This window comes from Bacillus massilinigeriensis, assembly GCF_900117315.1.
Taxonomy (GTDB): Bacteria; Bacillota; Bacilli; order Bacillales; family Cytobacillaceae; genus Bacillus_BE; species Bacillus_BE massilionigeriensis.
Genome location: NZ_LT630337.1, coordinates 1,270,548 through 1,294,886, shown reverse-complemented (window position 1 = coordinate 1,294,886; position 24,339 = coordinate 1,270,548). Strand labels below are relative to the sequence as shown.

Sequence of the window (24,339 nt, the reverse complement as noted above, 5' to 3'; positions counted from 1 at the left end):
AAGAATACTCTCGTATCTAAGAGTGGGGCAACCCGCTCTTTCGTATTTTGTAGGTAATTTTACATATTTAACTCGTTTGATTCAAATGTAATAACTTGGATGCTTTAAAGATGAGATTTAAGGAGGGATAAGATGAGTAAAGTAACGGAAATAGTTGAAGACTTAGTTATTCCTATTTTAAATGAGCTAAATCTGGAATTAGTAAATATTGAATACGTGAAAGAAGGAAAAGACTGGTTCCTTCGCGTATTTATTGATAAAGAAACTGGTATAGATATCGAGGAATGCGGAATCGTTAGTGAAAAATTAAGTGAAAAGCTTGATGAGATGGACCCAATTCCTTACAACTATTTTTTAGAGGTTTCTTCCCCAGGAGCTGAACGTCCTTTAAAGAAGGAAAAAGACTTCGAAAAGGCGATTGGAAAAAATATATTGATAAAATTATATGAACCACTTGATGGTGAAAAAACTTTCGAAGGTATCTTAAAAGAATTTAATGGCGAAACCGTTACAATTGAAATGAAAATCAAAACAAGGAAGAAGCTAATTGAAATTCCTTTTGAAAAAATTGCAAAAGCACGTTTGGCCATTACTTTTTCATAAATCATTTTAGATAAAAATAAAGCAGTGGATAGATAATGAAGGGGGATACAAAAATCATGAGCAGTGAATTATTAGATGCTCTAACTTTGCTTGAAAAAGAGAAAGGCATATCACGTGACGTAATCATTGAAGCAATTGAAGCAGCATTAGTGTCTGCTTATCGTCGTAATTTTAACCAAGCTCAAAATGTTCGCATCGATTTAAATCTTGGTGTCGGAACGATGAGAGTATTTGCTCGTAAAGAGGTTGTTGACGAGGTATTTGACCCTCGCCTTGAAATTTCTTTAGAGGATGCACAGAGAATCAATCCAAACTACCAACTTGAAGATGTAGTTGAACTTGAAGTAACTCCAAAGGATTTTGGTCGAATTGCTGCTCAAACGGCTAAACAAGTCGTTACACAACGTGTACGAGAAGCAGAAAGAGGAATCATTTATTCTGAATTTATTGACCGTGAAGAAGATATCATGACAGGAATCGTTCAACGTCAAGATGCAAAATTTATTTACGTTAGTCTAGGAAAAATAGAAGCCATTCTTCCAGCTAATGAACAAATGCCAAACGAACACTATAAGCCCCATGATCGAATTAAAGTGTTTATTACCAAGGTAGAAAAAACAACGAAGGGCCCACAAATATTTGTTTCAAGAACACATCCAGGATTATTAAAGCGCCTGTTTGAAATAGAAGTTCCAGAAATATATGACGGAACCGTTGAAATAAAGTCTGTAGCACGGGAAGCTGGAGACCGCTCCAAAATTTCTGTTCATTCAGACAATCCTGAGGTAGACCCAGTTGGCTCATGTGTTGGACCAAAAGGAACACGCGTTCAAGCAGTAGTCAATGAACTAAAGGGCGAAAAAATTGACATCGTTAAATGGTCAGAAGACCCAGTGGTATTTGTAGCAAATGCATTAAGTCCTTCAAAAGTGTTGGATGTGATTGTTAATGAAGAAGAAAAGGCAACCACTGTCGTTGTTCCAGATTATCAATTATCATTAGCCATTGGAAAAAGAGGACAAAATGCGAGATTGGCAGCAAAATTAACCGGATGGAAAATTGATATCAAATCAGAAACAGATGCAAGAGAGGCTGGAATCTATCCTCGTGAGGAAGGAATTCTTTCATTTGATGATGAACCTGAGGATGATGCTGACCTTGATTTCAATTTATTAGATGAAACTGAATGAGGATAGGTGAATGATCGTGAACAATCGTAAAAAAGTTCCAATGCGAAAATGCGTTGCCACTGGTGAAATGAAGCCTAAAAAAGAACTCGTTCGCATCGTTCGCTCAAAAGAAGGTACAGTTTCTGTAGATTTAACAGGAAAAAAATCGGGTCGTGGGGCCTATTTAACTAAAGATAAAGAAGTAGTTTTATTAGCCAAGAAGAAAAATATATTATCCAATCACTTACAAGTCCCAATTGAAGATTCGATATATGATGAACTCATTGAGATCATCGAAAAGGAGAAACGACTTCCAAATGAACAATAATCGGTGGATGTCATTGCTTGGCTTAGCGAATCGAGCGCGTAAAATAATTTCAGGAGAAGAGCTTACCATTAAGGAAATACAACGTGGAAAAGCGAAACTCATTTTGTTATCAGCAGATGCTTCTGCTAATACAACTAAAAAAGTGACGGACAAATGCAATTTCTATCAAGTACCTTGTAAGACAGTAGAAGACCGTTTCTTACTTGGGCAAGCGATAGGAAAAGATGCTCGTGTTGTGGTAGCTGTTTTAGACAATGGATTTGCCAAAAAACTTTTAACGTTGCTCGATTAATATTATCGGGGGTGAAAATATGAGTAAAATGCGAGTTTACGAATTTGCCAAAAAAAATAATGTCTCCAGTAAGGACGTAATCGCAAAACTTAAAAGTATGAATGTTGAGGTTTCAAATCATATGACAACAATTGAAGATGATACGATACAAAAATTAGAAGGCTTATATAAAAAGAGTAATAATAAAGAAGTAACACCGAAACAATCAAATGAGAAGAAGCCTGTACAGCAAAAGGTTCAACCAAAAGTTGAATCTAAGTCGAAGGCAAGTACCTTCCTTGAAGAGGATGATCGGAATATAACACCAAGTAAAGAAAAGGTGAAAACAACTCCTAAGAACAAACCAACCCAAGGTTCAGCTCCAAAGGATAATAAAGGATTTAATAAAAATAAATCGAATAAGAACAAGCCGAAGCACAAAGGTAAGCATCAACACCACCAGCAACAACAAGCTCAACCACAAAAGAAAAAAGAAAAAGAGCTTCCAACAAAAATTACGTTTTCTGGTTCATTAACAGTTGCGGAGTTAGCTAAAAAGCTCCATCGTGAGCCATCTGAATTAATCAAAAAGCTATTCATGCTTGGTGTAATGGCAACAATCAACCAGGATCTAGATAAAGACGCTATTGAACTGATTTCATCTGATTATGGAGTAGAGGTTGAAGAGGAGATTCAAATCGATGTAACCGATCTTGAGGCTTATTTTACTGAGGATGATTCAAAGGATTTGGTTGAAAGACCGTCTGTTGTTACGATTATGGGTCACGTTGACCATGGAAAAACAACTTTGCTTGATTCTATTAGAAATACAAAGGTAACTGCTGGTGAAGCTGGCGGAATTACCCAGCATATCGGTGCCTATCAAGTGATTGAAAACGGGAAGAAAATTACGTTCTTAGATACTCCGGGACATGCCGCATTTACTACAATGCGTGCCCGTGGAGCTCAAATTACTGATATTACCATTCTTGTTGTGGCTGCAGATGATGGTGTTATGCCACAAACCATTGAAGCAATTAATCATGCAAAGGCCGCAGAAGTTCCAATTATTGTTGCCGTTAATAAAATTGATAAACCAACAGCAAATCCTGATAGAGTGATGCAGGAATTAACAGAGTATGGACTAATTCCTGAAGCATGGGGTGGAGATACCATTTTTGTTCCACTATCTGCACTAACAGGAGAAGGAATTGATAGCCTACTTGAAATGATTTTGTTAGTTAGTGAAGTGGAAGAATATAAGGCTAACCCAAATCGTAAAGCTATGGGTACAGTAATTGAAGCTCAGTTGGATAAAGGCCGAGGTTCAGTTGCTACGTTACTCGTTCAAAATGGTACCCTTCGTGTAGGTGATCCAATTGTTGTAGGTAATACGCATGGTCGAGTTCGTGCCATGGTTAATGATTTAGGCCGTCGCGTGAAAGAAGCAGGTCCATCTACTCCTGTTGAAATCACCGGCTTAAATGAAGTTCCATTAGCTGGGGATCGCTTCGTTGTGTTTGACGACGAGAAAACAGCCCGCCATATTGGAGAAGTACGTGCAAACTTAGCATTACAAGCTCAAAGAAGTGAAAAAACAAGAATTAGCTTAGATAATTTATTTGAACATATGAAGCAAGGGGAAATTAAGGATTTAAATATTATTATCAAAGCAGACGTTCAAGGTTCTGTTGAGGCATTAGCTTCAGCACTTCAAAAGATAGAAGTTGAAGGTGTAAATGTAAAAATTATTCATACTGGCGTCGGTGCCATTAATGAATCTGATATTACTCTTGCAGCGGCATCGAATGCTATTGTTATTGGATTTAACGTTCGTCCTGATAATAATGCAAAACGTGCAGCTGATGAGGAAAAGGTAGAAATTCGCTTGCATCGAATTATTTATAAAGTCATTGATGAAATCGAGTTGGCAATGAAAGGGATGCTTGACCCAGAATTCGAAGAGAAAATTATTGGTCAAGCGGAGGTTCGTCAAACCTTTAAAGTATCTAAAGTTGGAACGATTGCTGGTTCTTATGTAACCGATGGAAAAATTACTCGCGATAGTGGCATTCGCCTTATTCGTGACGGTGTTGTAATTTTTGAAGGGGAAATTGATGCATTAAAACGCTTTAAAGATGATGCTAAAGAAGTAGCACAAGGCTATGAATGTGGTATCACGATTAAAAAGTTCAATGACATTAAAGAAGGAGATGTTATTGAAGCATATATTATGGAGGAAGTGGAACGTTAATGGTAGTTGGCTTAGCTACCTGTGAATGTGTTATTTATGATGCTCACTCACTTAAAGACAAACGGGCAGTACTTCAAAGGATCTTATCTCGACTGAAGCAGAAGTACAATGTTTCTGTGTCTGAGGTTGATTACCAGGACTTATGGCAACGAACGAAAATAGCCATCGTTGCTGTTACTTCCTCCCAAGTTTCTACTGAAAAAGAATTAATGAGTACTCTAAAGCTAATTGATTCATTTCCAGAAATTGAACGAACGATTACGGAAATAGAATGGCTTTAAGAATCCTTAGATAAAGTAAACTTATTTGAGGGATATGTATGAGCACGGTAAAGAGGTGACTTCGATGAGCCTAAGAGCAAATCGTGTTGGAGAACAAATGAAGAAGGAGCTAGGGGATATTATTGGCAGAAAAATCAAAGACCCCCGCATCGGCTTCGTTACTGTTACGGATGTTCAAGTAACGGGTGATCTTCAACAAGCAAAAGTATTTATTTCTGTTTTAGGTGATGAAGAGCAACGAGAAAATACGTTAAAAGGTCTAGCAAAGGCAAAGGGCTTTATTCGCTCTGAGATAGGACAACGTATTCGATTACGAAAAACACCTGAAATAATTTTCGAATTTGACGAGTCCATCGATTACGGAAACCGAATCGAGACACTTCTTCATCAAATTCAAAAAGATGAGGAACAAAGTTAAGCAATAGCAAACATAGAGACTGACAATTGTTAGTCTCTTTTTTAAGGTTGGAGGATAGATATGGAAGGAATTTTACCGCTATACAAACCTAAAGGAATGACCTCACATGATTGTGTCTTTAAACTAAGAAACATGTTAAGAATAAAAAGAATCGGGCACACAGGTACATTAGATCCCCAAGTGGATGGAGTCTTGCCAATTTGTATTGGGAAAGCAACAAAAGTAGCAGAATACATTACGGATGCAGGTAAGGATTATGAAGGGGAAGTTACAATCGGATTTTCTACGACTACCGAGGATGCAACGGGCGAAATCGTTGAACAAAAAAAGGTAACAGAGATCATTTCAAGGGAAAAAATCCTTTCCGCTTTCACACAATTAACTGGAGAAATATCGCAAACACCACCCATGTTCTCAGCAGTTAAGGTGAATGGAAAAAGATTATATGAATATGCAAGAGAAGGGAAGGTAATAGAGCGCCCAACAAGAGTAGTAACCATTTACTCAATGGAGCTTTTAGATGATCGAGAGCTATTTGATGGCGAGAAGATCTCCTTCCGATTTAAAGTATCCTGCAGTAAGGGGACCTATATACGAACCTTGGCTGTCATGATTGGAGAAGCACTTGGTTATCCAGCTCATATGTCAGCACTCACACGAACACGTTCTGCTGCTTTTACTCTATCTGACTGTTTGACGTTCGAACAAGTAGAGGAAAAATTGGAACAAGGAACCTTTGCAGAGGAATTAAGACCACTAGAAATAGCCTTTACCCAATTGCCGAAATTTCAAATAAATGATAAAGTAGCAGAGAAAGTAAAAAATGGCGCCATCCTTCAAATTCCGGATCATCTGAAAGACATATATGGGCCAATTATCGTTGAAACAGCTGATGGCACTGCCCTGGCAGTCTATGAAAAACATCCGAGTAAAATAGGCTTAATGAAGCCATCAAAAGTACTGCGTAATTAATTAGTTGAACATGATAGTATTTAGAAAAGGTGAGTAGCTTCATGGAAGTAATAACGATACAACATCCTCATGAGTTTAATAGATTTGATTTCCCCCCTCTTTCGATGGCTTTAGGTTATTTTGATGGAGTTCACTTGGGACATCAAAAGGTTATTCTTACAGCTAAGGAAATTGCAGAAACAAAGAGCATAAAAAGTTCTGTCATGACATTTGACCCGCATCCTTCAGTTATTCTTGGTAGGAAGGATAAAGTTGAGTATATCACACCATTAAAGGAAAAAATTGAACGGATTTCTGATTTGGGAATAGATTATTTATTTGTTGTCCGTTTTTCTAGCGATTTCGCAAATTTACTACCTCAAGAGTTTGTTGATCAATATATTATTGGGTTGCACGTCGACCATGTTGTTGCAGGCTTTGATTTTACTTACGGTAGAATGGGAAAAGGAAATATGGAAACGTTGCCCTTCCATTCAAGAAATCAGTTTCAATATACAACCGTTTCAAAGCTTTCATGTGATGATGAAAAGATAAGCTCCACTTTAATTAAAGATCAGATCAAACAAGGAAAAGTGGATAGGATGCCAAGATTATTAGGACATTATTTCACAACATCAGGCGTTGTCATTCATGGGGATCAAAGAGGAAGAACGATTGGCTTTCCTACAGCCAATGTGGATATTTCAGATGAATACATTTATCCACCAGTGGGCGTTTATTCTGTGCGCATTAAGGTAGAGGGGAAATGGTATATAGGAGTATGCAATGTGGGCTATAAACCTACCTTCCATAAAGAGCAATTAGACAAGCCTTCGATAGAAGTACATATCATTGATTTTGAAAATGATATTTACGGATTTGAAGTAACCGTTGAATGGTATAAACATCTACGATCTGAGAAAAAATTCTCAGGAATTGATGAATTAGTGTCTCAAATTAGGAAAGATACACTTCAAACAATCGATTACTTTGAAAAAAACATAGGTTAGCCTTGCTTTTTGTCAAAAAAAGTTGTATTCTAATTAACGTACTAAATGAACCTTTCCTTGGCAAGTCGAGTCTCCGACGCTTGCTCGGGTAATAGGGGATATTTAAATTATAGGAGGTGAACAGGATGGCAATCACACAAGAGCGCAAAAACGAACTTATCAATGAGTACAAAACTCATGAGAACGATACTGGATCTCCAGAAGTTCAAATCGCTGTCCTAACTGAATCAATTAACAATTTGAACGAGCATTTACGTACTCATAAGAAAGACCATCATTCACGTCGCGGTCTTTTAAAAATGGTTGGTAAACGTCGTAACCTACTAACTTACCTACGTAACAAAGACGTTCAACGTTACCGTGTGTTAATTAATAAACTTGGTTTACGTCGATAGTCAGCAAAAGCGGGATTTTTTCCCGCTTTTTTATTAGGATAAAATATCATTTACATAGATAAAAAATGTACATACTAGAAAGAAAACCGTTAATTTGAATTTACTTAAATTTTGACTTTAGTTTAGATAGAGAGGGGTTTTTAAATGGGACAAGAAAAAAGTGTTTATTCAATAGATTGGGCAGGTCGTAAGCTTACTGTTGAAGTCGGTCAGCTTGCAAAGCAGGCCAATGGAGCGGTGCTAGTACGCTATGGTGAAACAGCAATTCTAAGCACAGCTACAGCTTCAAAGGAGCCCAAAAATGTAGACTTTTTCCCATTAACCGTTAATTATGAGGAAAGATTATATGCTGTTGGGAAAATTCCTGGTGGTTTTATTAAAAGAGAAGGGCGTCCGAGTGAAAAGGCAATTTTAGCAAGTCGTCTTATTGACCGTCCAATTCGCCCATTATTTGCTGATGGCTTCCGTAATGATGTTCAAGTTGTTAGTATCGTAATGAGTGTGGACCAAGACTGTTCTTCTGAAATGGCAGCAATGTTTGGTTCCTCTTTGGCACTTTCCGTATCAGATATTCCTTTTATGGGTCCGATTGCCGGCGTTACGGTTGGACGAGTGGATAATGAATTTATTATCAATCCAACAGTTGAGCAAGCTGAAAAAAGCGATATGCATTTGATTGTTGCAGGAACAAAGGATGCCATCAATATGGTTGAAGCAGGTGCAAAGGAAGTACCTGAAGAAATCATGCTTGAAGCAATCATGTATGGCCATGAAGAAATCAAGAAATTAATTGCATTCCAAGAAAGTATCGCTACTGAAATTGGAAAACAAAAAATGGAAGTAGCTTTATACGAGATCGATAAAGATCTTGAGGCAGAAGTTCGCGGTGTTTGTGAAGAGGAAATGATTAAAGCCATTCAAGTTCAAGAAAAACATGCTCGCGAGGATGCGATTAAAGCCGTCAAGGATTCCGTTATTGAAAAATATACAACTGACGAAGCAGAAGAAGATCTTTTAAAACAAATTAAACAAATATTAGATAAGATTGTAAAAGGTGAAGTTCGTCGACTAATTACAGAGGATAAGGTACGCCCAGATGGACGTAAAATTGACGAGATTCGTCCGTTATCATCTGAAATTGGCATTTTGCCTCGTACCCACGGTTCAGGACTATTTACACGTGGACAAACTCAAGCATTAAGTGTATGTACATTGGGTGCTTTAGGAGATGTCCAAATTCTTGATGGACTTGGCATCGAGGAAGAGAAACGCTTTATGCATCATTATAACTTCCCTAACTTTAGCGTAGGTGAAACAGGACCAATGAGAGGCCCTGGCCGTCGTGAAATTGGTCATGGGGCATTAGGGGAGCGCGCTCTTGAACAAGTCATTCCTTCTGAGAAGGATTTCCCATATACGATTCGTCTTGTGTCTGAAGTATTAGAGTCCAATGGTTCTACATCACAAGCGAGCATATGTGCGAGTACACTTGCTATGATGGATGCTGGTGTCCCAATTAAAGCACCAGTTGCTGGGATTGCAATGGGTCTAGTTAAATCAGGGGATTTCTATACGATTTTAACGGACATCCAAGGCATGGAAGACCATCTTGGTGATATGGACTTTAAAGTAGCTGGAACAGCTAAAGGTGTTACAGCCTTACAAATGGATATAAAAATTGAGGGTCTTTCCCGTGAAATTTTAGAAGAAGCACTCCAGCAAGCTAAAAAAGGACGTATGCAAATTCTTGATTCAATGCTTGCTACTATTTCCGCTCCAAGAGAGGAGCTATCTCAGTATGCTCCTAAGATCTTAACGATGAAAATTAATCCAGATAAGATTCGTGACGTCATTGGGCCAAGCGGAAAGCAAATTAATAAGATCATCGAAGAAACAAATGTAAAAATTGATATTGAACAAGATGGCACGATTTTCATCTCATCAACTAATGAAGAAATGAACCAAAAAGCGAAGAAAATTATCGAGGACATTGTCCGTGAAGTAGAAGTAGGTCAAATGTATTTAGGGAAGGTAAAACGAATTGAAAAATTCGGTGCATTTGTCGAAATATTTAGCGGAAAAGATGGACTTGTTCATATTTCTGAATTAGCTGAAGAACGAGTGGGTAAAGTAGAAGACGTTGTTTCCATTGGAGATGAAATTTTAGTTAAAGTAATGGAAATAGATAAACAAGGTCGTGTAAACCTTTCTCGTAAGGCTGTTCTTCGTGAACAAAGAGAACAAAAGGAACACGCTCAAAATTAATATTGGTTTAACTCAAGAAGTCAGGGGAAACCCTGGCTTTTTCTCATAATCATTACTAAAAAATTATGTAATAAGTGTAGATATCCTTGATGGAAACGTTGTTGCTTTATTTCGGGTAATTTCTTTCCCTTGGCTTCTTTATATATGATGTTGAACGTTCTACCTTGTCCTAACCATACATAATTTGTATGGAAGGAGGAGGCTTTATTAATGAAAAAGTTGATCACAATTATTGCATTAGCATTTATTTCTTATGGAATAGTCAGTAATCCAATTTCAGAAGGATATTTAAGAAGTTTGAATAGGGATGCTGTACCTGTAATTAAGTCCAGTAATGACATAAGCTTATATGATGAAATTGAACAGAAAGCTAGTGAATATAACATAAAACCAATTGATGCAAAAATCGATCCTATCTGGAAGGCTATCCCGGGTTTGAATGGATTTGAAGTGGATGTTAAGGCATCATATAAAAAAATGAAGGGCGAACGAAAATTTGATGAAGAAAAACTCATTTTCAAAGAGGTAAAACCTAAAATTCATTTGACGGACTTACCACCAAATCCAATCTACAAAGGGAATCCGAATAAACCAATGGTTGCTTTTATCATTAATGTAGCCTGGGGAAATGAATATTTATCTGAAATCCTCTCCATCTTAAAGAAACATAATGTCCGTGCTAGCTTTTTCCTAGAGGGTCGTTGGACAAAAAATAATCCCGAGTTAGCCAAGATGATTGTTAGTGCTGGTCATGAGGTTGGGAACCATTCCTTCACACATCCAGATATGAAGCGGCTAACCTCTTCAAGAATTCAGGAAGAAATACAAAGAACCAATGATGTCATCATGGCCACAACAGATGTTACACCAAAATGGTTTGCGCCACCAAGTGGAAGTTTTCGTGATGAGGTCGTCAAAATAGCTGCAAATAACCATTTAGGAACAGTCATGTGGAGCGTTGACACCATTGATTGGCAAAAACCAGAGCCTGAAGTATTAATTGAACGCGTACTAGGGAAAATCCATAATGGTGCATTAATTCTGATGCATCCAACAGAATCAACAACAAAAGCCCTAGATCGATTAATTATAGGTATAAAAGAAAAAAATCTTGAGATGAATACCGTCTCAGAAACACTGAGTGAAAACAACTTGAAAAGGTAATACTTCCAAAATGTACTGGTTTATGGTATTTTAAGCGTGGCTCTTTTTTTGTCATATGAACTCATTTTTATGAAAAACAAGAGATAAATTATTCTTTTTGGAAAAAATAATAATGGTACAATATTCTTACTAAGCGTGACTTAAAGGTTTCATCTGGTTGTAGAACAGGAGGAATTTAGTTGATCAAGAAATATACTTGCCAAAATGGAGTAAGAGTGGTTTTAGAAAATATCCCAACCGTCCGTTCAGTTGCCATTGGTGTTTGGATTGGAACGGGTTCAAGGAATGAAACCCCTGTAAATAATGGAATATCTCATTTTTTAGAACATATGTTTTTCAAAGGGACAAAAACAAGATCAGCTCGAGAAATTGCTGAGTCCTTTGATAGCATTGGTGGTCAGGTAAACGCCTTTACCTCAAAGGAATATACTTGCTATTATGCAAAGGTACTTGATACCCATTCACAATTTGCTTTAGAGATACTCGCGGATATGTTTTTTAACTCTACCTTTGTCGATGAGGAATTACAAAAGGAAAAGAAGGTCGTGTATGAGGAAATCAAAATGTATGAGGATACACCGGATGATATTGTTCATGATATTTTAAGTAAAGCCATTTATGAAAATCATCCACTTGGTTACCCAATCTTAGGCACAGAAGAAACTCTGGAGACTTTCACTGGAGATACTTTGAAACAATATATGCATGATACATATACACCTGAAAATGTGGTAATATCTATTGCAGGGAATGTTTCCGAGACATTCATTAAGGAAGTGGAAAAGCTTTTTGGAGGATATGAAGCCGGAAGACTTTCCATTCCTGAAAATAAACCTAGCTTCCATACAAATCAAAAGGCAAGAAAGAAAGATACGGAGCAGGCCCATTTGTGCCTAGGATTTGAAGGTTTACATGTAGGGCATGATGATGTCTACAGTCTAATTACTTTAAACAATATACTAGGTGGCAGCATGAGCAGTCGTCTATTCCAAGAGGTAAGGGAAAAGCGCGGTCTAGCTTATTCAATCTTTTCCTATCATTCTGCCTTTCAGGATAGTGGAATTGTCACTATTTATGGTGGAACAGGTGCTAAGCAGCTTGATGTACTTTATGAAACCATTCAAGAAACGTTAGATACGCTAATAAAAGAAGGCGTTACTGATAAAGAAATTAACAATAGTAAAGAACAACTTAAGGGAAGCTTAATGCTAAGCTTAGAGAGTACGAATAGTCGTATGAGTCGGAATGGAAAAAATGAACTCCTTCTAGGCCGACATCGTTCATTAGATGAAATTGTCGAACAAATTGACCAGGTTACAAAAGAAGGTGTAAACGCAATGGGACAAACGATTTTCTCTGGACCTCATTCCATCGCGCTTGTAAGTCCGAATGGGGAACTTCCTAAATAACCAGTCTACGATTATTACAAAGCCTACATAGTTTGTAGGCTTTTTTTATGAAGAGAAAGAAGGCAGCTTAGAGAACCGTCTTTTTGTAAGCTTATCTGATATAAATAGGCTAAATGTGGTGTAATTTAGCCTATTTTAGAAATAAATTATGTTGAACATAAATCTATCTTTCAAGATGTGCTGAGAAAATGGGTATTTTAAAGCTCAAAAAACAGATATCCGCGATAATTTTAATTTATCCGCGATTTTTCGGTATATATCCGCGATTATTACGATATATCCGCGATTTTTTTAATATATCCGCGATAAATTCGATATATCCGCGATGGTCAAATTTCAGCGAAAAATTCCATATATTCGTGTGATCAAGTTATCTGAGGAAGATCCCATGGATCCGCTGTGATCAAATTTCTGCGGATAACCCCGTATGTCCGCGAAAGTCAAATCTTCTGCGAAAACTCCATAAATCCTTACCCACATGAATAAATAACTCATCCCCTTTTCTCTATTCTAAAAATAGACGACCATAGATACATTAATAGTAGGTGAAAAAGTGGGGGGAGGACAATCTGATGAGATTAAGCGAGCTTAGCGGAAAGGAAATAGTCGATCTAAAAAAGGCGGAAAGACTCGGGGTCTTAGGTCAAACAGATTTAGAAATCAATGAAAGTACCGGCCAAATCCAAGCCTTATTAATTCCATCCTCCGTTAGTTGGTTTGGTTTTAGAAAAAATGGCGGAGAAATTAGAGTACCTTGGAGTCATATTAAGAAGATTGGAAATGATATGGTGATTATAGACATTCCTGAGGATGAATAACCCCTTAACGAACTTCCTAAATGGAAAAGGTGCCTGGCACATTTTTCTTCTTAGGGAGTATTTTTTTTGTAAAAAATCAGCCCTACGATAATAGGCATTTTCACTATTTTTTTCTTTCGGAGCAATCACCGTTTTTTATCTCTCACATAAGATGTTGTAGTCGTCAATCATTTCCTACTAAGGATTTTTTCTAAAAGAAGGTGAATGTTACATGCTAACAGGGATGCAAATTGCCGTCATTGGTGGTGACGCAAGGCAACTCGAAATTATCCGTAAACTTACGGAGCTTGACGCAAAACTCTCTTTAATCGGATTTGAACAATTAGATCATGCCTTCACTGGTGCGGTAAAGGAGAAGATAGATGAAGTAGATTTTAGCAATATGGGCGCCATCATATTACCGGTTCCTGGTACTAGCTTAGACGGACAAATTGAAACCATTTTTTCGAATGAAAAGGTGTTTTTAATCGAGGAAGTACTTATGAAAACACCTGAGCATTGCACGGTCTACTCGGGTATAACGAACACTTATTTAAATACAATCACCAAAAAGGCAAATAGGCGACTCGTTCAGCTATTTTCAAGGGATGATGTAGCTATATATAATTCCATTCCAACCGTAGAAGGAACAATCATGATGGCCATCCAGCATACCGATTTCACGATACATGGATCAAATGTGGCGGTTTTAGGATTAGGGAGAGTGGGCATGAGTGTTGCAAGAACCTTTGCTGCCTTAGGTGCTAATGTAAAGGTGGGCGCAAGGAAGAGTGAACACATTGCTCGAATAACTGAAATGGGATTAACACCTTTTCAATTAATGGATTTAGAAAATCAAGTGAAAGATGTTGATATTTGTATAAATACAATTCCGCATTTAGTCGTTAATGCTTCTGTGATTTCTAGAATGCCATCTCACACATTAATTATCGATCTTGCATCAAAGCCTGGAGGAACGGATTTTCGCTATGCGGAAAAACGTGGAATTAAAGCATTACTCGCGCCCGGTCTACCAGGTATTGTTGCACCTAAAACAGCAGGTCAAATCCTGGCAAACGTTCTTTCTCAACTGCTACATGAAGATTTACAATCAAGGAAGGGGAAAGTCACATGAATTTGAAAGGGAAAAGAATTGGTTTTGGTTTAACAGGGTCTCATTGTACTTATGATGCTGTACTTCCTGAAATAGAGAAATTGGTAAATGCAGGTGCTGAAGTATTGCCTGTCGTAACATTTACTGTAAAAAGTACAGAAACACGCTTTGGAAAGGGAGAGGATTGGATCAATCGAATTGAAGAAATTACAGGAAATAAAGTAATCGACTCCATTGTTAAAGCTGAGCCACTCGGACCAAAAATTCCACTTGATTGCATGGTGATTGCCCCGCTTACAGGTAATTCAATGAGTAAATTAGCAAATGCCCTAACAGATTCCCCAGTGCTAATGGCAGCAAAGGCAACCTTAAGAAATGGGAAGCCTGTCGTATTAGCTATTTCTACTAATGATGCCCTCGGATTAAACGGAGTAAACTTAATGAGATTAATGGCTACTAAAAACATCTATTTTGTTCCATATGGCCAGGATGATCCTATAAATAAACCCAATTCAATGGTCGCCCGTATGACTATGTTACCCAATACAGTAGAAGTTGCTCTTGAAGGGAAGCAAATCCAACCTGTATTAGTAGAAAGATTTCGTGACTAAGTTCCCCATTCTTCTTTTTTTCGGCAATCGTGTAAAAATTTTATTTCTATAGCGATTGAATATGATAAAATAAATTTTAATTATAAGATTCAAAATTTTATCCATTAAAGCTTAAAAGCAAAAAAGGTATCGGAGCATGGCTGACCGAATGAGATCCGCCATGCCTATCATTTCATTATTGATTTGCCGAAAAAAGCTAACCTAATCTATGGGAATTGGAAGGGGAACTTAGACATGACAGAGAAAAAAGGATTTCATGTTGCTGTTGTCGGAGCAACAGGCGCAGTTGGAGGGCAGATGCTAAAAACATTGGAAAGCAGAAACTTTCCAATAAAAAAATTAACCTTACTATCCTCAAGCCGTTCTGCTGGTAAAAAACTAACCTTTAAGGGTGAAGAATATACTGTACAAGAAGCAAAACCTGATAGCTTTGAAGGAGTAGATATTGCCTTATTCAGCGCTGGAGGAAGTGTTTCAAAAGCGTTAGCACCTGAGGCAGCAAAGCGCGGAGCTATTTGTGTTGATAATACTAGCGCTTTTCGTATGGATAAAGATACCCCATTGGTAGTACCTGAAGTGAACGAAACCGATCTTCATAGCCATCATGGTATAATTGCGAACCCAAATTGCTCCACCATTCAAATGGTTGTTGCACTTGAGCCTATTCGTCAAAAGTATGGACTAAACAAAATTATCGTTTCAACCTATCAAGCGGTTTCAGGAAGCGGTGCATCTGCAGTAGAAGAATTGAATCAGCAAACGAAAGCGATAGTATCAGGTGAAAGCTTTGAACCCAAAATTTTACCTGTAAAATCAGATAAAAAACATTATCAAATTGCATTCAATGCCATTCCTCAAATTGATGTATTCCAAGATAACGGATTTACCTATGAGGAAATGAAAATGATTAATGAAACGAAAAAGATTATGCATTTACCTGAAGTACAAGTTGCTGCTACTTGCGTGAGAATTCCTGTAGCAACTGGTCATTCAGAATCTGTCTATTTTGAAATTGATGCAGATGGTGTTACAGCAAATGAATTAAAGGATTTATTGGCAACCGCTCCAGGAGTGGTTCTTCAAGATGATCCTAATAACCAAGTTTATCCAATGCCTGCAGATTGTGTGGGTAAAAATGATGTCTTTGTTGGGCGTATTAGAAAGGATTTAGATGAACCAAAAGGCTTCCATATGTGGGTGGTTTCTGATAACCTTCTAAAAGGAGCGGCATGGAACTCTGTTCAAATTGCAGAAAGCCTAATTAAGTTAGGGTTAGTGAAGGAAAAATAAAAGGGAAGCTAGGGATGTAGCTTTCGACATTCTTCCTCAAGCGGAGCATAATAAATATTAACTACAAATCAATGGGATCTTTTTTGAGGTGTTATAATGAAAATAATTGTTCAAAAATTTGGCGGTACATCAGTCCGTGATGAAGAAGGCAGAGTACACGCTAAAAGGCATATTGAACATGAATTAGCTGCTGGATACAAGGTAGTCGTTGTTGTATCAGCAATGGGAAGAAAAGGGGACCCGTATGCTACGGATACCCTACTTTCATTAATCGGCGGAACAAGGAGCAAAATTAGTAGAAGAGAAAGTGATAGTCTTCTATCTTGTGGAGAGGTCATTTCAAGCGTGGTCTTCTCAAATATGTTATTAGAGAGTGGAATTAACGCAACTTCTTTAACCGGAGCTCAGGCTGGCTTTCGTACGAATAATGAGCATTCTAATGCGAAAATCGTCGAGATGCAGTGTGAGCGTTTAATAGGTGAGCTTCAGGATTATGATGTTGTCGTTGTAGCAGGATTTCAAGGAGCGGCCCCCAATGGGGATACGACAACGATTGGTCGAGGCGGAAGTGATACCTCAGCGGCTGCTTTAGGTGCTGCTCTAAATGCTGAGCGAATCGATATTTTTACAGATGTTGAAGGAATAATGACTGCCGACCCTCGTATAGTAGACAAGGCAAGGCCATTACCTGTCGTGACGTATACGGAAGTGTGCAATTTGGCTTATCAAGGTGCAAAGGTCATTCACCCGCGTGCAGTCGAGATTGCCATGCAAGCAAAAGTACCTTTACGGATACGATCAACCTATTCCGATAATTTGGGAACATTAGTATCTGATTATCCTAATCATCAACGTGGAAGCGATATTTCTGATAGGCTCATCACAGGAATTGCCCATTTATCAAACGTCACACAAATAAAGGTGTTTCCGAAAAAGGATCAATATAATCTACAAACAGAAGTGTTCCAGTCAATGGCTAATGAAAAAATTAGTGTTGACTTTATCAACATTTCACCAAGTACAGTCATCTACACAGTCTCAGATGAGACAACCGATAAAGCAATCAGTGTGTTAAGAAATCTTGGACATGAACCAAGTGTGGAAAGAAATTGCGCGAAGGTATCAGTAGTAGGTGCTGGAATGGCAGGAGTTCCGGGTATTACCTCTAAGATTGTTTCAGCTCTTTCGGAAAATGGAATTCGCATTTTACAATCTGCTGACAGCCATACAACGATTTGGGTTCTTGTTAAACAAGATGATTTAGTCCAAGCGGTGAATGCGTTACATGCTGTTTTCGAGTTAGATTCAGAAATCTAATTTTATAAGCAAAGAATTAAGCAGATAGGAGTGAAAAGAGTGGCATTATTTGGTAGGGTTGCAACAGCGATGGTGACACCATTTGATATTAAAGGACATATTGACTTTTCAAAGGCTACTGATTTAATAAACTATTTAATTAACAATGGTACAGATTCAATTGTCGTGGCAGGTACGACTGGTGAATCTCCTACATTAACAAAGGAAGAAAAAATCGCTCTTTTTCAACATGTTGTGAAAGTGGTTGATAAGAGAGTTCCAGTGATTGCTGGTACTGGAAGTAACAATACTTATGACTCAATCCTTTTAACAAAAAAGGCTGAAGAAATTGGTGCAGATGCAATTATGATTGTTGGTCCTTATTACAACAAACCAAACCAAGAAGGTTTATACCAACACTTTAAAGCAATTGCAGAAAGCACATCCCTTCCAGTCATGGTTTATAATATTCCTGGCAGGTCAGTGGTAAACATTCAGCCTGATACGATTATACGATTATCAAAAATACCAAATATCGTGGCTGTAAAAGAAGCTAGCGGTGATTTAAGCGCCATGACGAAGATAATTGCAGAAACGGATGAGGATTTCCTACTTTATAGTGGAGATGACGCAGTTACACTTCCGGTAATGGCAATTGGTGGCGCAGGCGTTGTGTCAGTGGCCGCTCATATTATCGGTCGTGATATGCAGGCTATGATTCAAGCATTCTTAAATGGTGAGAACGAAAAGGCAGCAAAAATTCACCAAAAAATCTTACCTATCATTGAGGGATTATTTAAAGCACCTAGCCCAACGCCAGTGAAAACAGCGTTGCAATTAAAGGGCCTCGATGTAGGTTCAGTTCGGTTACCTTTAGTTCCGTTATCAGAACAAGAGAGAAGTGCATTGGCTGCTCTATTAAACAAATATCAATAAAGGAATTATCCCTTTGTTCAATGTATAAAGTTAAAAACCAATCAGATTAGTATTTAGTCTGGTTGGTTTTTTATTTTTATATAATAATCACGACCATAAAGAATCAATAATCACTACCTCCCGGATAAATATGGTTGTAAAGGTTTTCGCTCATCAAGTATAATAATCATAACTGATTTCGGTCGGATAGAATCAACATAGGAGGATACGAACATTGAAAAAGAGAAAGAATGAAACCATTAAGTTAGTACCACTTGGAGGAGTAGGGGAAATCGGTAATAATATGAACATCGTTGAGGTCGATGATGATATATTTATCGTGGATGCTGGATTAATGTTTCCTGAAAACGAAATGTTAGGTATCGATATTGTCATTCCTGATTTCACTTACATAATTCAAAATAAAGAAAGACTAAAGGCGGTTTTTTTAACCCATGGTCACGAGGATCATATTGGGGCTCTATCTTATTTGCTAAGACAGGTTAAGGTTCCGGTATATGGGACACGACTTACGATTGCATTAGCAAAAGCAAAGATGAAGGAGCAAGAATTTAAAGGGAACGCCCAGTTTATTGAAGTTCAATCAGATTCAAAAATAACATTTGATTCCGTTGATGTAACCTTCTTCAAAACAAACCACAGCATACCTGATTCAGTTGGCGTTTGCATACATACCTCAGAAGGAATTATTGTCCATACCGGTGATTTTAAATTTGATCAAGCAGCAACAGAATTTTATAAGCCTGAGATCGGAAAAATGGCTCAAATTGGTGAACAGGGAGTTCTTTGTTTATTATCTGAAAGTACGGATGCCGAAAAACCTGGATACTCGATTTCTGAAGGGATTGTTTCAAGGGAAATGGGAGATGCATTTTACAATGCGCCAGGTAGAGTAATCGTTTCTTGTTTTGCTTCTGATTTAATCCGAATACAACACGTTTTTGATGCCGCATACGAGAGTCGACGAAAAGTGGTCATACTAGGAAAAAGCTCACAGCGCATTATGGATATTGCTCTTAATCTTGATTATCTGCATGTTCCAGAAAATCTCATTATTCCTGTAACAGAGATGATTCATTATGCTGATGACGAAATGGTCATATTAATTACAGGCACCCAGGGGGATTTTATTGAAATTCTCCAGAAAATGGCTAAACAAAATAATAAACAAGTGAATATTAAGCAAGGGGATACAGTCCTAATTGCAGGATCTCCGTTATTTGGAAACGAAGTGTTTGTATATAAAACAATAGATATGTTATTCCGTGCAGGGGCAAATGTTTTATCTAAAAAAGTCATGGTAAATAACTCTAGTCATGCTCATCATGAAGAATTGAAATTTATGATTAATTTAATGAAACCAAAATATTTTGTCCCTGTGCATGGTGAATTCAAGATGCTTAAGGCCCATGCGAAAGTTGCTAAGGAATGCGGATTAACCGATGACTCTATTTTTATCTTGGATAAAGGCGATGTTTTAGAATGGAAAAATGATCGCTTGAGATATGGTGGAAAAGTTCAATCTGGAAATGTATTAATCGATGGTAGCGGCGTGGGGGATGTTGGAAATATAGTCTTAAGAGACCGAAGACTCCTTTCTCAAGATGGAATTCTTATTGTCGTTGTTACTTTAAATAAAGCCGATAAAAAAATATCAGCAGGGCCTGAAATCATCTCAAGAGGCTTTGTTTATGTAAGAGAGTCTGAACAGCTGATGGACGAGGCAACGATATTGGTAAGAGAAATCGTTGAAAGAAATATTGGAAAAGAGTCCTTTGACTGGTCAAGTATTAAACAGGATATGAGAGATGAACTTTATCAATTCTTATTTGAAAAAACAAAGCGTCGCCCCATGATTTTACCAATCATTATGGAAGTATAATAATATCTAGCGTGTAATCCTTCTGGGACTGTCCCAACTTGGTGCTATGCACCACCTGTTGGGCAGTCCCACTATTCTTTTTAGCATGAAATCTATTTACTCGTTTCATACTAAACTTATCATGTGTGAAGGGAGTATTAGAATGGACAGAGAGATTCGCCGAAATGAAACGGTAAAAAATGAAGAACAGGACCAACCAAAAGAAGATAAACCATCATCTTTGATAGAAAAAATTCAACAATTAGGTCAAACGAATGTGCCTCAATTATCTCAGGATTCGAGAGTACATTGTCTAACAATCGTGGGTCAAATTGAAGGTCATATACAATTACCTCCACAAAATAAAACAACGAAGTACGAGCATTTAATTCCACAATTAGTAGCAATAGAACAAAATCCAAAAATTGAAGGATTGTTAGTCATTTTAAACACAGTAGGTGGTGACGTGGAGGCAGGCCTTGCTATTTCAGAGATGCTAGCATCCCTATCAAAGCCTTCTGTCTCCATTGTTCTTGGTGGGGGTCATTCTATCGGCGTCCCTATCGCTGTTTCTTGTGATTATTCCTTTATAGCTGAAACAGCAACGATGACGATTCATCCAGTCAGATTAACCGGTTTAGTTATTGGTGTCCCTCAAACCTTTGAGTATTTAGATAAAATGCAGGACCGAGTCATAAATTTTGTGACGAAGCACTCAAACATATCTGAAGAGAGATTTAAAGAGCTTATGTTTGAAAAAGGAAATTTAACAAGGGATATTGGTACAAACGTGGTTGGAACAGACGCAGTTAAATATGGTCTTATAGATGAAGTAGGGGGTCTAGGGGCTGCAATGAGAAAATTAAATGAGCTCATCGATCTGAACAAAGAAGAAAGTGAGGGAATGGTTCAGTGATTCTATATACGATGATGCCCCATGATTTAATTTTCCCTATGAATCAGGAGGATATTGGAAAGACAAAAATGGTTTCCTTTGAGGGTATTCCCTTACTTGTGGAATCAGGAGAAAATCATCAATATCGAGTGTTGAGAATTTTAAGTAGTGATCCAGTTCATTACTTAGACGCTAGATGTGAACCCGGATCTTATATTTCCATTCCATAATTAAGAAAATCGAAAAAAGATGTGATATAATGAGGACAAACTTCACGAGCAGCCAAATTGGGCTGCTTTCTTATTTCATACATAAAGGATAATAATGGAATAACAGGTATGGGGTCTTCCTGTTTTGCAAAAGATGTTATTACGATAACTGATAAGGTGATTATATGGCAAAGAAGAAGAAAAGAAAGACGAGACAAAAAGAACAATTTAAACGAACTGTACAATACGAGCTCATCGGTATTATTTTGATTGCCCTTTCTGCTATTTCAATGGCCAAGCTCGGAGCAGTAGGAACAGCTATTGTACTCTTTTTCCGATTTTTTATTGGTGAATGGTATATGGTTTGCCTCATCGGTTTAGTTGCTTTAGGTGGTTATTTCATGTGGAAAAGAACCCTTCCATTTTTTTTTCACACCAAATTAATAGCTCTATATTTAATCCTTGCAGCTCTGCTATTGTTAAGTCATTTGACATTATTTGATCTACTATCCAATGGGGAGAAATTTGAAAACCCTAGTGTAATTGAAAATACTTGGGAGCTTTATCGGATGGAGATCAGGGGAGAAACAAGCACTACGGACTTAGGTGGAGGAATGATCGGTGCGGTTCTCTTTGCTGCATTTCACTATTTATTCGATGCAGCAGGTACAAAAATTGCGGCATTTGTATTATTAATCATTGGATTTATTCTTTTAACAGGAAAAACATTTGGAGAGGTAGTAGGTAAGATTTTTATGGCATGCTTCCAATTTATTGGACAGCAATGGAAGGCATTTAAAGAAGACACGAAGGAATGGAAGAACAATCGGGCGAAGAAGAAAACTGAAAGAGTGGAGAAGCGAAAGGAACAAATCAAAATTGAAAAGTCAAAAGTTCATCAGCCCGTTGATGTAGTTGAGCCACAATCAGAGCCTATTATTTCAAGCTTTTCACAAAAAGTCAATCATCCACCCCATGCTAATGAGAATAATCAGAGAGAACAAATAAAAGAAATCGAAACTGAAGAGGTAGAGGACCACTCTCCACCAATTTCATTTACTGAAGTTGAAAATGTTGATTATCAATTACCACCTATGAATATATTAAAATTCCCAAGACATGCGGACCAAAGTGGGGAATATGAAATGATTCATGCTAATGCAGCCAAGCTTGAAAGAACATTTCAGAGCTTTGGTGTTAAGGCTCGTGTGACACAAGTTCATCTTGGACCAGCTGTAACAAAGTATGAGGTCCATCCGGATGTTGGGGTAAAGGTGAGTAAAATTGTGAATCTTAGTGATGATATTGCACTTGCGCTAGCAGCAAAGGATATCCGTATCGAAGCACCTATACCAGGAAAATCAGCAGTAGGAATTGAAGTGCCAAATTCTGAAGTCGCCATGGTTTCATTAAGAGAGGTTATTGAAACAACACAGAATGAAAAACCAGATTCCAAGCTTTTGATTGGTTTAGGGAGGGATATCACAGGGGAAGCAGTTCTTGCGGAATTAAACAAAATGCCCCATCTCTTAGTGGCAGGAGCTACAGGTAGTGGAAAAAGTGTGTGCATCAATGGAATCATTACAAGTATTCTCATGAGGGCGAAACCACATGAAGTGAAATTGATGATGATCGACCCAAAAATGGTTGAATTAAATGTCTATAATGGAGTTCCACACCTGTTAGCCCCAGTTGTTACAAATCCTAAGAAGGCTGCGCAAGCATTAATGAAGGTTGTAAATGAAATGGAAAGACGCTATGAACTCTTTTCTCATACTGGTACAAGGAATATCGAAGGTTATAACGATCACGTGAAGAGACACAATGCTGAAGAAAATGATAAACAACCCTTACTACCTTTTATTGTAGTGATAGTAGATGAGCTTGCGGATTTGATGATGGTTGCTTCATCTGATGTTGAGGATGCGATTACACGTCTAGCACAAATGGCACGTGCGGCTGGTATCCATCTCATTATCGCAACCCAGAGACCATCAGTGGATGTTATAACGGGTGTAATAAAGGCAAATATCCCGTCTAGAATTGCCTTCGCAGTTTCCTCCCAAACCGATTCACGGACTATTTTAGATATGGGTGGAGCCGAGAAACTTCTTGGCAGAGGTGATATGCTGTTTATGCCTGTCGGGGCCTCGAAACCAATCCGTGTTCAAGGTGCCTTTTTATCAGATGACGAAGTGGAAGAGGTTGTTGACTTTGTTATCTCACAGCAAAAGGCGCAGTATCAACAGGAAATGATTCCAGATGATATTCCAGAAATGAATTCTGAGGTAGACGATGAATTATACAATGCTGCAGTGGATTTAGTTATAGAAATGCAAACCGCTTCTGTTTCAATGCTACAGCGAAGGTTTAGAATTGGATACACTAGAGCAGCTAGGCTGATTGATGAAATGGAATTAAGAGGAGTTGTAGGTCCATATGAAGGGAGTAAGCCTAGAGCAGTGCTTATGCCAAAGTCCTCGGAGGAGGCTAGTTCTTCATTTTAGAAAGATACAGGATTAGTACTAATTCATATCAATGATTCATAACAATATAAAAAGTTCATAAAAAATTAACTTGAATAGAATGAATTTACAAATCATTCCATTCAAGTTTTTTTTAGCTAAGTTATGAAAACGCTTTATTTATCAGGGGTTCACATCAGAACTATTGATATTACTGACTTTGTCTGATTAATAGAATTATGACATAATCGAGAAAAATTTATAATCTCTATTTATTTATAATAGAAAAAATGGTATATTATTGACGATTAGTAGGAATGGTAAAACATCAGAGGTCTGATGTCTAA

The 24,339-nt window shown here is 37.7% G+C and carries 23 protein-coding genes; all 23 read left to right on the top strand.

Features of this window, described 5'->3' with window-relative positions; translation table 11 throughout:
- Positions 1 to 132: 132 nt before the first annotated feature.
- On the top strand, positions 133 to 603 hold the full coding sequence (rimP, locus tag BQ6100_RS06490) for a ribosome maturation factor RimP (RefSeq protein WP_075980891.1): 471 nt from the start codon (positions 133 to 135) through the stop codon (positions 601 to 603).
- 56 nt (positions 604 to 659) lie between these two features.
- Positions 660 to 1,793, top strand: a complete 1,134-nt coding sequence (gene nusA, locus BQ6100_RS06485; protein ID WP_075980890.1) for a transcription termination factor NusA — start codon at positions 660 to 662, stop codon at positions 1,791 to 1,793.
- 16 nt (positions 1,794 to 1,809) lie between these two features.
- Positions 1,810 to 2,100, top strand: a complete 291-nt coding sequence (gene rnpM, locus BQ6100_RS06480) for an RNase P modulator RnpM (protein WP_075983461.1) — start codon at positions 1,810 to 1,812, stop codon at positions 2,098 to 2,100.
- Entirely contained in the window at positions 2,090 to 2,392 is a 303-nt protein-coding gene (locus BQ6100_RS06475; protein ID WP_075980889.1) for a YlxQ family RNA-binding protein, read from the top strand. Before rnpM ends, BQ6100_RS06475 begins: the two co-directional genes overlap by 11 nt.
- 19 nt (positions 2,393 to 2,411) lie before the next feature.
- Positions 2,412 to 4,625 carry a translation initiation factor IF-2 gene (gene infB / locus BQ6100_RS06470; protein ID WP_075980888.1) on the top strand — a complete coding sequence of 738 codons (2,214 nt, stop codon included), beginning with the start codon at positions 2,412 to 2,414 and terminating at the stop codon, positions 4,623 to 4,625.
- Positions 4,625 to 4,906 carry a DUF503 domain-containing protein gene (locus tag BQ6100_RS06465; RefSeq protein WP_075980887.1) on the top strand — a complete coding sequence of 94 codons (282 nt, stop codon included), beginning with the start codon at positions 4,625 to 4,627 and terminating at the stop codon, positions 4,904 to 4,906. Before infB ends, BQ6100_RS06465 begins: the two co-directional genes overlap by 1 nt.
- A 64-nt stretch (positions 4,907 to 4,970) precedes the next feature.
- The gene (gene rbfA, locus BQ6100_RS06460) at positions 4,971 to 5,324 is read left to right on the top strand and encodes a 30S ribosome-binding factor RbfA (protein WP_075980886.1); all 354 of its coding nucleotides are present in this window, start codon (positions 4,971 to 4,973) and stop codon (positions 5,322 to 5,324) included.
- 60 nt (positions 5,325 to 5,384) lie between these two features.
- The gene (truB, locus tag BQ6100_RS06455; RefSeq protein ID WP_075980885.1) at positions 5,385 to 6,296 is read left to right on the top strand and encodes a tRNA pseudouridine(55) synthase TruB; all 912 of its coding nucleotides are present in this window, start codon (positions 5,385 to 5,387) and stop codon (positions 6,294 to 6,296) included.
- 41 nt (positions 6,297 to 6,337) lie between these two features.
- Positions 6,338 to 7,285, top strand: coding sequence for a bifunctional riboflavin kinase/FAD synthetase (ribF, locus tag BQ6100_RS06450; RefSeq protein ID WP_075980884.1), 948 nt, complete (start codon positions 6,338 to 6,340; stop codon positions 7,283 to 7,285).
- A gap of 125 nt (positions 7,286 to 7,410) precedes the next feature.
- Complete coding sequence (gene rpsO, locus BQ6100_RS06445) at positions 7,411 to 7,680, top strand: 30S ribosomal protein S15 (protein ID WP_075980883.1); 270 nt, start codon at positions 7,411 to 7,413, stop codon at positions 7,678 to 7,680.
- Positions 7,681 to 7,824: 144 nt separating this feature from the next.
- The gene (pnp, locus tag BQ6100_RS06440) at positions 7,825 to 9,945 is read left to right on the top strand and encodes a polyribonucleotide nucleotidyltransferase (protein WP_075980882.1); all 2,121 of its coding nucleotides are present in this window, start codon (positions 7,825 to 7,827) and stop codon (positions 9,943 to 9,945) included.
- Positions 9,946 to 10,155: 210 nt separating this feature from the next.
- A complete protein-coding gene (locus BQ6100_RS06435; RefSeq protein ID WP_075980881.1) occupies positions 10,156 to 11,109 on the top strand; it encodes a polysaccharide deacetylase family protein in 954 nt (317 codons plus the stop codon).
- 179 nt (positions 11,110 to 11,288) lie between these two features.
- The gene (locus BQ6100_RS06430) at positions 11,289 to 12,518 is read left to right on the top strand and encodes a M16 family metallopeptidase (RefSeq protein WP_075980880.1); all 1,230 of its coding nucleotides are present in this window, start codon (positions 11,289 to 11,291) and stop codon (positions 12,516 to 12,518) included.
- A 572-nt stretch (positions 12,519 to 13,090) separates the two neighbouring features.
- Entirely contained in the window at positions 13,091 to 13,336 is a 246-nt protein-coding gene (locus BQ6100_RS06425) for a YlmC/YmxH family sporulation protein (RefSeq protein ID WP_075980879.1), read from the top strand.
- A gap of 211 nt (positions 13,337 to 13,547) precedes the next feature.
- The gene (dpaA, locus tag BQ6100_RS06420; protein ID WP_075980878.1) at positions 13,548 to 14,450 is read left to right on the top strand and encodes a dipicolinic acid synthetase subunit A; all 903 of its coding nucleotides are present in this window, start codon (positions 13,548 to 13,550) and stop codon (positions 14,448 to 14,450) included.
- A complete protein-coding gene (locus tag BQ6100_RS06415; RefSeq protein ID WP_075980877.1) occupies positions 14,447 to 15,040 on the top strand; it encodes a dipicolinate synthase subunit B in 594 nt (197 codons plus the stop codon). Before dpaA ends, BQ6100_RS06415 begins: the two co-directional genes overlap by 4 nt.
- Before the next feature lie 234 nt (positions 15,041 to 15,274).
- Positions 15,275 to 16,330 carry an aspartate-semialdehyde dehydrogenase gene (gene asd, locus BQ6100_RS06410; RefSeq protein ID WP_075980876.1) on the top strand — a complete coding sequence of 352 codons (1,056 nt, stop codon included), beginning with the start codon at positions 15,275 to 15,277 and terminating at the stop codon, positions 16,328 to 16,330.
- A 96-nt stretch (positions 16,331 to 16,426) separates the two neighbouring features.
- Positions 16,427 to 17,647, top strand: coding sequence for an aspartate kinase (gene dapG / locus BQ6100_RS06405; RefSeq protein ID WP_075980875.1), 1,221 nt, complete (start codon positions 16,427 to 16,429; stop codon positions 17,645 to 17,647).
- Positions 17,648 to 17,686: 39 nt separating this feature from the next.
- Positions 17,687 to 18,562: a 4-hydroxy-tetrahydrodipicolinate synthase gene (gene dapA / locus BQ6100_RS06400; protein ID WP_075980874.1), complete on the top strand. Its 876-nt coding sequence runs from the start codon at positions 17,687 to 17,689 to the stop codon at positions 18,560 to 18,562.
- A 214-nt stretch (positions 18,563 to 18,776) separates the two neighbouring features.
- Positions 18,777 to 20,444, top strand: coding sequence for a ribonuclease J (locus BQ6100_RS06395; protein WP_075980873.1), 1,668 nt, complete (start codon positions 18,777 to 18,779; stop codon positions 20,442 to 20,444).
- A 142-nt stretch (positions 20,445 to 20,586) separates the two neighbouring features.
- Positions 20,587 to 21,339 (top strand): ClpP family protease, encoded by a 753-nt coding sequence (locus tag BQ6100_RS06390; protein WP_075980872.1) that lies wholly within the window; start codon positions 20,587 to 20,589, stop codon positions 21,337 to 21,339.
- Entirely contained in the window at positions 21,336 to 21,548 is a 213-nt protein-coding gene (locus BQ6100_RS06385; RefSeq protein WP_075980871.1) for a YlzJ-like family protein, read from the top strand. The genes BQ6100_RS06390 and BQ6100_RS06385 overlap by 4 nt, the downstream gene beginning before the upstream one ends.
- 164 nt (positions 21,549 to 21,712) lie before the next feature.
- A complete protein-coding gene (locus tag BQ6100_RS06380) occupies positions 21,713 to 24,034 on the top strand; it encodes an FtsK/SpoIIIE family DNA translocase (protein WP_075980870.1) in 2,322 nt (773 codons plus the stop codon).
- Positions 24,035 to 24,339 lie beyond the last annotated feature (305 nt).

Excerpts from the sequence above, each read along its gene's own strand:
- rimP (WP_075980891.1), top strand. The coding sequence starts at position 133 with ATGAGTAAAGTAACGGAAATAGTTGAAGACTTAGTTATTCCTATTTTA.
- nusA (WP_075980890.1), top strand. The coding sequence starts at position 660 with ATGAGCAGTGAATTATTAGATGCTCTAACTTTGCTTGAAAAAGAGAAA.
- BQ6100_RS06475 (WP_075980889.1), top strand. The coding sequence starts at position 2,090 with ATGAACAATAATCGGTGGATGTCATTGCTTGGCTTAGCGAATCGAGCG.
- infB (WP_075980888.1), top strand. The coding sequence starts at position 2,412 with ATGAGTAAAATGCGAGTTTACGAATTTGCCAAAAAAAATAATGTCTCC.
- BQ6100_RS06465 (WP_075980887.1), top strand. The coding sequence starts at position 4,625 with ATGGTAGTTGGCTTAGCTACCTGTGAATGTGTTATTTATGATGCTCAC.
- rbfA (WP_075980886.1), top strand. The coding sequence starts at position 4,971 with ATGAGCCTAAGAGCAAATCGTGTTGGAGAACAAATGAAGAAGGAGCTA.
- truB (WP_075980885.1), top strand. The coding sequence starts at position 5,385 with ATGGAAGGAATTTTACCGCTATACAAACCTAAAGGAATGACCTCACAT.
- ribF (WP_075980884.1), top strand. The coding sequence starts at position 6,338 with ATGGAAGTAATAACGATACAACATCCTCATGAGTTTAATAGATTTGAT.
- rpsO (WP_075980883.1), top strand. The coding sequence starts at position 7,411 with ATGGCAATCACACAAGAGCGCAAAAACGAACTTATCAATGAGTACAAA.
- pnp (WP_075980882.1), top strand. The coding sequence starts at position 7,825 with ATGGGACAAGAAAAAAGTGTTTATTCAATAGATTGGGCAGGTCGTAAG.
- BQ6100_RS06435 (WP_075980881.1), top strand. The coding sequence starts at position 10,156 with ATGAAAAAGTTGATCACAATTATTGCATTAGCATTTATTTCTTATGGA.
- BQ6100_RS06425 (WP_075980879.1), top strand. The coding sequence starts at position 13,091 with ATGAGATTAAGCGAGCTTAGCGGAAAGGAAATAGTCGATCTAAAAAAG.
- dpaA (WP_075980878.1), top strand. The coding sequence starts at position 13,548 with ATGCTAACAGGGATGCAAATTGCCGTCATTGGTGGTGACGCAAGGCAA.
- BQ6100_RS06415 (WP_075980877.1), top strand. The coding sequence starts at position 14,447 with ATGAATTTGAAAGGGAAAAGAATTGGTTTTGGTTTAACAGGGTCTCAT.
- asd (WP_075980876.1), top strand. The coding sequence starts at position 15,275 with ATGACAGAGAAAAAAGGATTTCATGTTGCTGTTGTCGGAGCAACAGGC.
- dapG (WP_075980875.1), top strand. The coding sequence starts at position 16,427 with ATGAAAATAATTGTTCAAAAATTTGGCGGTACATCAGTCCGTGATGAA.
- BQ6100_RS06390 (WP_075980872.1), top strand. The coding sequence starts at position 20,587 with ATGGACAGAGAGATTCGCCGAAATGAAACGGTAAAAAATGAAGAACAG.
- BQ6100_RS06380 (WP_075980870.1), top strand. The coding sequence starts at position 21,713 with ATGGCAAAGAAGAAGAAAAGAAAGACGAGACAAAAAGAACAATTTAAA.